We start from the raw sequence: 10,770 nt of genomic DNA, 5'->3' as shown, positions 1-10,770 counted from the left end.
ACTATCTAAAATCCTCGCCCGGCGGGGGCCCCCGCCATTTTTACATACCACCCCCCCGGCTGGGCGCGGGGCGGGGGGCCCGGCCGGGGCGCCCGCCCCCCGCCCCACGAATTCCTCAGCCAGCACTCCGCCCAGCGCGGGGGCTGCATCCTCGAAGGTGCCGTCCCCCCGGTTCAGAAAAAGATGCGGCTTCTCTTCGTAGCCGACATTGTCCTGTACCGTCTCGATTTCCGGCTGCACGTGGCCGTTCGCCGCAAACAGATCGAGGTCCGTATCGAGATCGAAATCCGCAAGGAAAAGAGAAAAGGTGAGCGTCATCAGCGAAGGACGCCCGATCTGCGAAAGCGCGGCCCGGTCAATGAACAGCCCGTCATGCAGATGCCGGTACACCCCGATCATCTCCGACGAAAAATTGCCCACGAACACGGACGCCTGCCCTGTGCTGTCCACCACGCCGGTATCCACGCCCATCCCGGCGCGGGCCTTCCCGTTCTCGTCGTAGGCGACGCCGCTCAGCGCCCCTCGCTCGGAGAACGTACCGTCGCCGTTGTTTACGTACAGGTAGTCCGGCTGCGTATCGTTCGCCACCATTAGGTCGGGCCAACCGTCCCGGTTGAAATCCAGTTCCGCCACGCCAAGCGTCTTGCCCGCCGCCGGCAGAAAACCCGCAGCTTCCGTTTCGTCCGCAAACGTACCGTCCCCTCGGTTGCGATAGAAGCGTCCGGCGACGCCCTCATAGGTTTCCGGGGTGCAATATCCCTTGTTCACCCCGTCGAGCGAGCAGTAAATGTCCGTCTCCGGAGACCATGCCACATAATTTCCCACGTACAGGTCCAGATCCCCGTCCCGGTCCGCATCGAAAAAAATGGGAGACGAGCTCCACACGGCCTCGCCGGCCACGCCGGCTTCGCGGCCCACCTCGACGAAAACCCCGCCCTCGTTGCGGAAAAGCAGGTTTTCGGCCAGCGCGGAAAGGTAGATGTCGAGGTCCCCGTCTCCGTCGTAGTCCGCAGCAGCGATACCGAGGCCATACACGTCGCGCGCGCCGTCAAACCCTGCCAGTCCCACCGTTTCCGTCACTTCCGAGAAGGTCCCGTCGCCGAGATTCCGGTAGAGCCGGAGAGGAAGCACTTCCTCGCTGCTCATCGCGGAACCTCCCGCAGCGGACCAGCGCCCCCCGCCCGCCAGCGCAATATCCTGCCAACCGTCCCCGTCGTAGTCGAAAAAGGCGGCGCCTGACCCCATAGACTCGGGAAACCAGATCAATCCGAACGCGCCTGTTTCGTGGCGGAAGCCGGAGAGGCCCGCAGCCTCCGTCACATTCTCAAACGAGAGCCGGTCCGAGAACGTGCGCTCCGGAACTTCGTCCGTCTCTTCCGGCGATCCGCCGCAGGCCGATAAAATGCCCGCAAGCAACACCACGGACAGAACAAAAGCGGAGGTGCGGGCGCTCGAGTTTCTCATGGGCCGTCCCTCAACTCCCCTCGCTCCGGGATCGAACCGGATGCAATCCATGCTCGTGCAGCGGCTGGGCTTCCCGGTTATCCATGGGATGCGCCTGTTTGTACGGCGACGCGACCGCAGGCGCATTTTCATCGTCCTTGTGATATTCGTACCGTTCACGAGCCTCTCCAAATGCTTCGGTTCGTCCCAGCGCGCCGAGCGCCAGCATCCTGTTGTACAAGGCGCCGACATTTTCCGGATCGATGGTCAACACCCGGTCGAGCCATGGAAGCGCCTCTTCGTAACGGCCCGCAAGATAATGAATCCGGCCAATACCGAGCAGCAGCACGCGGTCGTCGGGATAGGCATCCACCACGGCCAGCCACTCGTCCAGCGCTTCATCGTACTCTGCGGACGCCTTGTGTACCTCTCCGCGCAGCCAGGCCGTCTTCAGATATCCGGGGCTGCGGCGCTCGGCTTCCTGGAGCACTTCGGTAGCGCGATCCAGTTGCCCTTCCGCAATGAATGCGCGGGCCATATTGATGGGCCCTTCCGGGTTGTCCGGGGCCAACTCCGCAACCCGCTCGAAGGCTTCGATCGCCCCGCGCGTATCCGTTTCGAGGAGACGCCCTATGCCGAAATCGTTCCACCGCTCCCAGAGCGGACGGGCCGACGGCGCAGAAAGCGAATCGGGCGCAGCACCCCCGGCCCGGCGCTCGTGGACGGCCATGTCGGTCAGCGGCAGCACGGGCGCGGTCTCGTCCGGATCCAGGAACCAGGGATGCCCGTCCGGCACATCGCCGTACTGCCCTTCCGAATCCGCTCCTTTCCGCACCCCGCGAAACGTCCATTCGTTCAGGTACCACTTGAATTTCCGGTGTCGAAGCGTCGCCTTCAGCGCGGTAATCGCGGCGCCCGGAGGCACTACAAAATCGTAATGGACGTTGCGCGCCGCGCCCGGCCCGATCACATTCGCATACACGGTCGTGATCCAGTCCTGCACATTGCGCCGGTCGATGATCCGGCTCTGCCGGTCCACCAGCACGCTTCCGAGAAAATGCGCCGTGGAATCGACGCGCCCGGCCTCGTCGAGCAGTCCGGAAGCCAGGACCGTCTCTCCGGAGGCGTCCTGCGCAAGAAACTCCACCCACAGTTCGTTGGAATCGTTCGTGCCGCCGGGCAGCGTATGGCCCACGCCCTTGTTACGGATCACGACGTCCACCTGCACGCGGTCGCCCGCCCGCAGGACAGGCAGTGGGCGATCCGGGCCATACTCACGCCCGTTCACCCGGATCCGGAAAATGTCGATGAGCGCAATGCCCTTGGACAGAGTATGCCGGGCCTCGGTCAGTTGAGCAGGGTGCCCGTTGACGAACGGAACCGCCGTATTGGCGGTGGCGAACCGGTGGCTCCGTATCAATCCGCCGTCGTTCCCCATGTCGTTCGAGGGTTCGAGCGGCATATGGCACGTGACGCAATTCGAGGGCGTCTCGGGGAGATAAAACGACCGGACAATGTTGCCGCTGACGCCGCTGTTATGCCAATTGTCGTATTCGTTCTGCCCGCGCTTCCAGCGATAACTGTTCACTTCCGGAGGAATCCCCACCTTGTGGCATGTGCCGCAAAATTCGGGTGTTTTGTGAACCGGCTTCAGCATGGCCTGGCGGTGCGGTTCGGGCTTGGCGCGCACCAGCACATTATGCACCCACCGGCCCAGCCCCTCTTCGGCGCGCGCAAACGGATACTCGTCCGGCGCAGCGATCGCATAGCGGCCATTGCCCCGCACGTCGCGCAACCCCTCTACGGCATGGCAGGACAGGCACGTAAGACCCTCGTGCGCCGTCCAGTGGTCCATATCCAGCGGCGCCTCGTCGAACCGCCCCGCAAACAGCACCACCGGGTCGTGGCAGGATGCGCACCAGCGCGCAGGTTCGGCGCCGATCTCGGCGGTCATCGCCTCGATGGTCTTCTTGTACCACGGGTTATTGAAGGACGAGAAGCGATGCATCGACTCGGCCCACTGCGTATATACATCCGGATGGCATCCCTCCTGTCCGCAGCGCGCGGATCCGGCCAATGCCTCGTCGGGCAAAAGCTCTTCCCCCACGATAACCGACTGCGACTGCGCCAGCGGGGTAGCCGTAAGCGCGGCGGCGTAGCTAAGGACGGCGCCTTCCGCATCGGCGCCCTCAGCAACTGCTTCCCCCGGCGGGGCCTCCTGCACGTACACCCCCGTACGCGTCGTCGCCCAAGGCACCACGATGAATCCGGCCACGAGCACCGCCCCGCCGAACGCTGTCAGGCTCAGCGGGTGCCGGATCGCCGCGCCCGGCCCATGCTTCCACGTATCGCCCCATTGCAGGAAATGATAGCGCACCCCGCGCTTCAGCGACACATGCAGGATGAAGCCTCCCACGGACGTCACCGCCGTCACGATATGCGTCCACAGGATCCACCGGTAGGACGCCCCGACGGCCACCAGCGCAATGCCCGTCGCAAACAGGGTGATCAGCGACAGGGCCGTAAACACGCCGGCCCGCGTCGCGCGCCGGTTCATCCGGAGCGGCATCTTCAGGAGATGCATGACCAGGAAGGCGATAGCCGGCGCGATCAGCAGGATCCCCAGGCAAATGTGCAGCAGCACATTGCTCATATAGACGAGCGCCGTGGAGCGGTCGAACAGCAACAGAAAGATGCTGTTGACCAGCAGCACCGCATACCCGCCCAGCACCACGCTCACGATCTTGCGCTGTATCTGCGGCAGCCGCGTATACCGCCGCCCGGGCCCCTGACGACCGGGTCGGGAGGGCCGGGGAAGCGAAGAAGAAAGGTCCGGACGCTCCGAATCCGTACTATGGTTATCGGAATCTTTCACAGTCCGATGGAAGGCGACTTCACAGAATGGGATACTCTATTTCATGCAGCGGCTCGCCGGAACGTTCCGCCAAGGGTACGGTATATGCGCTCATGAACAAAAAGTACCTTATCGTTGTATTTTTAGTGGGCGCCGTGGTCACGGGCGGCGTACTCATTGCCCGCACTTCCTCCGCAGGGCAACACATCACCGTGTACAAGACGCCCACATGCGGGTGCTGCGCCAAATGGGTGGATCACCTCGAAGCGAACGGATTCCGCGTCAAAGCGGTGGATCTCGCCGATGTGACGCCCATGAGGCTACGATACGGGGTTCCCGCCGATCTGCGCTCCTGCCATACGGCGCTTGTGAGCGGGTATTTCGTGGAAGGCCATGTCCCGGCGGAGGAAATCCACCGCATGCTGGAGGAAGGAAAATCCATTGCGGGCCTTGCGGTACCCGGCATGCCGATGGGCTCTCCCGGTATGGAGGGGCCGCGCAGCGATCCGTATGACATCATCGCCGTAGAGAAAGACGGCGGACGGCGCATCTTCGCTTCCCGATAAGGCGCCTGCTGTTCCCCGCTCCCTGTCTTCCGCCATGGCGCTGCACCCGATCGACATCGTCACGTTCTGCGCGTTCATTGCGGTCGTCATCGGGATCTCGCTGTACGCCTCCCGGCATGAAAGCACCACGGAAGACTACTTCCTTGCAGGGCGCAAACTCTCCTGGTGGCTGATCGGCTTCTCCCTGATCGCCTCCAACATCTCGACCGAACAGTTCGTGGGCATGGCCGGGCGCGGGTACGACCTGGGCCTTGCCATCGCCAGCTACGAGTGGACCGCCGCCATCGCCCTGGTCATTACGGCCCTCTTCTTCCTCCCGAAGTTCCTGAAGGCGGGCATCTACACCATTCCCGAATACCTCGAATACCGTTTCGACGTCGGGACGCGCACGATCATGGCGACGTTCATGATGCTCGCCTACGTGTTCGTGGCGCTGGCGACGGTGCTCTACGCCGGCGCCCTCGCCCTGGGCACGATCTTCGAAATGGACATGGTCCTGGGGATCTGGCTGATCGGGATTACGGCGGGCGCCTACACCATCTACGGCGGCCTCGGGGCCGTGGTCTGGTCGGACCTGCTTCAGGGCGTGGCCCTTCTGCTGGGCGGAGCGCTCATTATGATCCTCGGATTCCAGGCCATCGGGGGCGTGGAGCCGTTCATGGCCGCCGCCGGCGACAAGCTGCATACGGTGCTGCCATGGAACCACGACGAGATGCCCTGGGTGGCGGTCTTCATAGGCGGCCTCTGGATTCCCCAGATTTTCTACTGGGGCCTGAACCAGTTCATTACGCAGCGCACGCTCGCCGCCCGGAGTCTCGCCGAGGGACAGCGCGGAATCTTTCTTGCGGCGGGGCTGAAACTGCTGCTCCCGTTCCTGATCGTTTTCCCCGGCATCATGGCTGCTCAGCTCTTCCCCGAGCAGGTAACCACCGCCGACGAGGCATATCCCGTGATGATCCGCGAGCTGCTCCCCGCCGGGCTGAGCGGGATCATGTTCGCCGCGCTGTTCGGCGCCATCATGAGTTCGCTCGACTCCATGCTGAACTCCGCCGCCACCATCTTCACGATCGACTTGTACAAGCGCTACCGGCGCACCGACGCGTCCCCAAGGCATTACGTGAAGATCGGACGCATCGCCACCGCCGTACTGGTGGTCGTCGGCTGCCTGTGGGCGCCCGTCGTGGGTTCCGCCGAAAGCATTTTCGGGTACATCCAGATGTTCTGGGGATTCATTTCTCCCGGGATCGTGGCCTCCTTTGCGTTCGGGCTTATTTCGAAACGCACGCCCCCCATCGCGGCCAAAGCCGCCATGATCCTCGGCATCCCCGTCTACGGGTTCCTCCTGTGGCGGCTGCCGGATGTCGCGTTCCTGCACCACATGATGATCACCTTCGTGGCGCTTGTGATCTTCATGACCTCCGTCCGGATCCTGCTTCCCCTGCGCGAGCCGAAGCGTCTCCCCGTTTCGGACCTGAACCTGGAGCATGCCCGCGGCGCGAAATGGATGGCGGCGGCGGTGGTGCTGGCCACGGCCGCGCTGTACGTGATCTTCTGGTAAGGGAAGGCGGGTTTGTTATATTGCATCAGGCCCCGCCGCTACCGCGCCGGGCACATCGTTTCCATGCCAACAAAATACGCCCATGAAACGCATCCTTGCATTCCTTTTCGTTCTCGTCTTTCCTGTCGTAGGATCCACGCCGATGTTCGGGCAGAACATGTCCGGCCAGGTCCGACCGGCGAAAATAATCCTGTTGCCGGTCCCTGAGGATACCCTGCCCCCGATTCATACAGCAATTCGTGAGGGCGATATAGAAACCGTGCGAACACTGATAGATATCGGAGTGGACATTAACGAAAAAGTGGGGCGCAATTTCGCGATCAGATCGCACCGGGGATTTACCCCGCTTCATATGGCAACAACATACGGCGAGACAGAAATCATAAAATTATTGATAGAAAAAGGCGCCGACGTTGATGACAATCTCCTGCATTTTGTTCATACCGCAGAAATCTCACAACTTTTTATGACGCATGGCGCCGACCTGGGGGCAGAACATAAAAATGGCACCCCATTACATACCGCGGCATTTGCAGGCAATGCAGAGATTACAGACCTGTTCATAAAAAACGGCGCGGATGCGAATGCAAGAGACGCACAGGGCAATACGCCTTTGCATCATGCCTGGAACGCAGAAACCGCACAGGTCCTCATAGCAGGCGGGGCGGATCTGGAGGTGCAAAATAACTACAATGGCACACCGCTTCATCACGCAGTAAGTAGAGACGACATAGCGTTTGTTCAACTGCTGATAGACCGCGGTGCAGGCTTGAACGCAAAAAACAACACCGGGCACACGCCGCTCGATATCGCCATCAACAAGAGAAGAACTGAAATCGCCGCTCTGCTACGGGAACACGGCGGCGTTGAAACGGAATGACACGGACAATCCTTCCCTGACAGGCAATAAGTACACAAGGCTGTGAAGGTGCTTTCCTCATTCCGGGCCGCTTTCGGCGAAGCGGACGCAGAAAATGTCCTGATCGTGCGGGCTCCGGGGCGCGTCAATCTGATCGGGGATCACACGGATTACCACGAGGGATTCGTGCTGCCGATGACGATCGACCGGTGCGCATACGCGGCGCTGCGGGCGCGCAAGGACGACACGGTGATCCTGTATGCTGCGCAGTTCGACGAGTGGATCACGTACCCGCTTTCCGAACGCCCTGAAACCGGCCCGGGAGCCTGGGCCGCCTACGTAACCGGAGCAATCAGCGAACTGCGGGACCTGCTGCCCGGCGGATTCGAGATGCTCATCGAGGGCGATGTGCCCATCGGGGCCGGCCTGAGTTCGTCCGCGGCCCTCTCCACCGCAGTCATCTACGGCCTCGACCAGTTGTTCGGCCTCGGAATCGACCCCATCGACGCGGTGCATCTGTCTCAGCGGGTGGAACACCGCTACGCGGGCGTTTCCTGCGGCATCATGGACCCGTTCGTATCCCGGCTGGGGCGCCGCAGGCACGCCTTGCTGCTCGACTGCCGCTCGCTCGCCTCCGAACATGTGCCGATGACTAATACGAGGAGAGACCGGAACGACGCCTTTGAGATCGTCATCGCCGACTCGGGGGTGCGGCGCGAACTGGCTTCCTCCGGCTACAATACCCGGCGCAGCGAATGCGAGCAGACCCTCGAAACGATCCGGGAAGCCCGTCCCGATGTACGGAGCCTGCGCGACGCCACCCCCGACGACCTATTGTTCCTCCCGCCTCTCCAGCGCCGCCGGGTCCGGCATGTTCTGGAGGAAAATGACCGCGTATTGCAAGCGCGGGACGCCCTGCGGAACGAGGAATTCGAGGCATTCGGGGCGTTGATGAACCAGTCGCACGACAGCCTGCGCGACCTGTACGAGGTGAGTTGCGAGGAACTGGATACGCTGGTCGCCATCGCCCGGAACGTGGACGGCGTGGCAGGCGCCCGCATGACCGGAGGCGGTTTCGGGGGCTGCACGGTGCAGTTGGTGCGCCAGGCTGCCGTGCCCGCCCTGCGCGAGGCGCTCTGCGAAACCTATGCGAAAACGTACGGGCGCACCCCTGTGATCTACACTTTCCGGGAGAACCATCGGACGGAACGGATGTAGGAACCGTTCCTGTGACCAGATCGCATTCCGTGCGCCATGACTGCATTGCACGGAGCCGAAGAGAAGCTCTCTGCGCTTGATTTCACAAGCGGGCTCCTTACCAAAACCCACCTCGACCTGCCGCTTCTGCTCGACGAAATCGTGCGCGTCACGACGGAGACGATGCATGCGAGGGCCTGCGCCATCCGGCTGCTCGACAAGCGTTCGGGCGAGATGGTGCTCAAGGCTTCGTCCGGCCTCAGCGAAGAGTACCTGCACACGCACCCGCTCACGGCGGCCAGCAGCATCTTCCGGCAGTTCGCCGCGGGAAACCACGAACCGATCGCGGTCATGGACATTGCGAAGGACCCCCGGACGGACTATGTGCGCGAAGCCGCGGGCGAAGGCGCCCATTCCTTCCTTTCCGCCCCGCTCGTACAGGACGGCGAAGCCATCGGCACCCTCTCGATGTTCACCCCCGGGCCGCACGATTTCACCCCGGACGAGCAGCGCCTCTTCAGCACCATGGCCAACCAGGCGTCCGTCGCCATCTCCCTGGCCCGACTCTACAAGGAGCAACTCGCCCTGCGGCAGATCGAGCACGAACTGGAAATCGCCGCCGGCATTCAGCGCAAGCTTATGCCGGAAAACGCCCCCTCCATTCCTCCTTTCGACATCGCAGGCGCTTGTCACCCCTGCTATGAAATCGGCGGAGATTTCTTCGACTTCATCGAACTCCCCGGGGGCAATCTCGGCATCGTCGAGGGAGACGTTTCCGGGAAAGGCGTTCCGGCGGCTCTCCTCATGGCTACGATCCGGTCCGCGCTGCGGGTGCAGGCCGAGAATATCTTCTCCATGCAGGATGTGCTGCAAAAAGTGAACCGGGCCGTCTGGGAGGATACGAACCCCGAAGAATTCGTCACCCTGTTCTACGGCGTTCTGGACACGCAGGCGGGCGTGCTTACCTATATCAATGCCGGGCACAACCCCGGGCTGCTCGTTCGCGACGGAACCGTTACGCAACTTCCTCCGGTCAATCCGCCCATCGGCATCCTCCCGGACCTCCTCCCCGAACAGGAAACGCTGGAATTTCTTGAGGGAGACGTGCTCGCCATCTGCACGGACGGGTATTCGGATACGGAAGGGACGGACGGCGAACCGCTCGGCGAAGAGGGCGTGGCGGAAACGCTTCGCCGAAATGCCGACCTGTCAGCCGAGGCGATCATCGAAAAGCTGGAAGAAACGGTGGAAGCCTTCGAGGCCGATCCGACCGCCGCATACTGCGATGATCGCACGGCGATCGTAGCGAAGCGGTAGGAGCTTATAGATCGTAGCGGCTATTCGGCCGCTACTTGTCGCTCTGGTATACCGGCGTGCGTTGTTTGGAGCGTGATTCTCCATTAGTTACAAAAAGTTTACTAATTAACTCTAAATAATTACAGAATGAATACAACTATCTGCATATAATTAATGGAATTAATAGTGGGGGCTGGGTCAACCCACAACGGAGTGAACGCGGTCAGGTAGCCAGACCGAAGCCGAAAAAGCAAACGGAGGCTTGGCAACTTTTACGTGCGAAGCAATCGCCCGGCTTGTAATTGCAACCCCGACAATTTATTATGTAAATAAAAGTGACATAATGCGATACGACAGGCCATGAAAACGCCCCGCGCTGCCATAAGATGTCGGACCTCGCAACTACTCCTCGTTGCCACCTGTCTCCTCGTGCTCCCTGGCATGGCCACAGCCCAAGGCTCGGTGGAAACCGACCGCGCCGCGTTGGTGGCGCTTTACGATGCAACGGGAGGAGACAACTGGCGAAGCAAGACCAACTGGAAAAGCGATAAGCCTCTTAATGAATGGTACGGAATCGAGACCGACAGTACCGGACGAGTAGAATCCATCGACTTTCATACTAATAATGCACTGACCGGTTCTATACCCCCCGAGATAGGGGATATTGTGCATGTAAAGAAAATTAGCCTTGAAGGAAACGAGCTCACCGGTTCCATACCTTCCGAAATAGAAAACCTTATTCATTTAGAGATTTTAAACCTTAGATTTAACGAACTGACCGGTCCCATACCTCCCGGGATCGTCAATCTTGTGAACTTGAAAGAAATAGATTTCGCCGTCAACGATCTAAGCGGTGATATTCCTTCAAACATAGGCAATCTTATTAATTTAACACGTGTTAGTTTTTTTGCGAACGATTTAACCGGTTCGATACCTTCGGGAAGGGAATTATATATTTAAGTTGACAGCCGGGGTTTCCAGCCCGGTTTTTTATCGA

8 protein-coding genes are annotated in these 10,770 nt (G+C 61.0%); 6 read left to right on the top strand and 2 right to left on the bottom strand.

Annotation, left to right across the window (positions count from 1 at the left end; translation table 11 throughout):
• Together F4Y00_01750 and F4Y00_01745 are read right to left on the bottom strand one after the other, a co-directional pair.
• Positions 1-1,464 (bottom strand): VCBS repeat-containing protein (locus tag F4Y00_01750; GenBank protein ID MYE03688.1); only part of this gene is annotated, 1,464 nt, incomplete at its 3' end.
• Between the two features lie 10 nt (positions 1,465-1,474).
• Complete coding sequence (locus F4Y00_01745) at positions 1,475-4,318, bottom strand: tetratricopeptide repeat protein (protein ID MYE03687.1); 2,844 nt, start codon at positions 4,316-4,318, stop codon at positions 1,475-1,477.
• Positions 4,319-4,410: 92 nt separating this feature from the next.
• Here F4Y00_01745 and F4Y00_01740 point away from each other — a divergent pair, with 92 nt between their 5' ends.
• From F4Y00_01740 to F4Y00_01715, 6 genes are all read left to right on the top strand, one after another.
• Positions 4,411-4,863 (top strand): DUF411 domain-containing protein, encoded by a 453-nt coding sequence (locus F4Y00_01740; GenBank protein ID MYE03686.1) that lies wholly within the window; start codon positions 4,411-4,413, stop codon positions 4,861-4,863.
• A 34-nt stretch (positions 4,864-4,897) separates the two neighbouring features.
• Positions 4,898-6,421, top strand: coding sequence for a solute:sodium symporter family transporter (locus F4Y00_01735; protein ID MYE03685.1), 1,524 nt, complete (start codon positions 4,898-4,900; stop codon positions 6,419-6,421).
• Positions 6,422-6,503: 82 nt separating this feature from the next.
• Positions 6,504-7,301: a hypothetical protein gene (locus tag F4Y00_01730; GenBank protein MYE03684.1), complete on the top strand. Its 798-nt coding sequence runs from the start codon at positions 6,504-6,506 to the stop codon at positions 7,299-7,301.
• A gap of 42 nt (positions 7,302-7,343) precedes the next feature.
• Complete coding sequence (gene galK, locus F4Y00_01725; GenBank protein ID MYE03683.1) at positions 7,344-8,498, top strand: galactokinase; 1,155 nt, start codon at positions 7,344-7,346, stop codon at positions 8,496-8,498.
• A gap of 36 nt (positions 8,499-8,534) precedes the next feature.
• A complete protein-coding gene (locus F4Y00_01720) occupies positions 8,535-9,794 on the top strand; it encodes a SpoIIE family protein phosphatase (GenBank protein MYE03682.1) in 1,260 nt (419 codons plus the stop codon).
• Between the two features lie 339 nt (positions 9,795-10,133).
• Positions 10,134-10,733, top strand: coding sequence for a hypothetical protein (locus F4Y00_01715; protein MYE03681.1), 600 nt, complete (start codon positions 10,134-10,136; stop codon positions 10,731-10,733).
• The last annotated feature ends 37 nt before the right edge of the window (positions 10,734-10,770 follow it).

It is taken from the genome of Bacteroidetes bacterium SB0662_bin_6 (assembly GCA_009839485.1).
Taxonomy (GTDB): domain Bacteria; phylum Bacteroidota; class Rhodothermia; order Rhodothermales; family VXPQ01; genus VXPQ01.
Note: the sequence above shows the minus strand (reverse complement) of the source record. Positions and strands in the feature narration are given on the sequence as shown.

Excerpts from the sequence above, each read along its gene's own strand:
- F4Y00_01740 (MYE03686.1), top strand. The coding sequence starts at position 4,411 with ATGAACAAAAAGTACCTTATCGTTGTATTTTTAGTGGGCGCCGTGGTC.
- F4Y00_01735 (MYE03685.1), top strand. The coding sequence starts at position 4,898 with ATGGCGCTGCACCCGATCGACATCGTCACGTTCTGCGCGTTCATTGCG.
- F4Y00_01730 (MYE03684.1), top strand. The coding sequence starts at position 6,504 with ATGAAACGCATCCTTGCATTCCTTTTCGTTCTCGTCTTTCCTGTCGTA.
- F4Y00_01720 (MYE03682.1), top strand. The coding sequence starts at position 8,535 with ATGACTGCATTGCACGGAGCCGAAGAGAAGCTCTCTGCGCTTGATTTC.
- F4Y00_01715 (MYE03681.1), top strand. The coding sequence starts at position 10,134 with ATGAAAACGCCCCGCGCTGCCATAAGATGTCGGACCTCGCAACTACTC.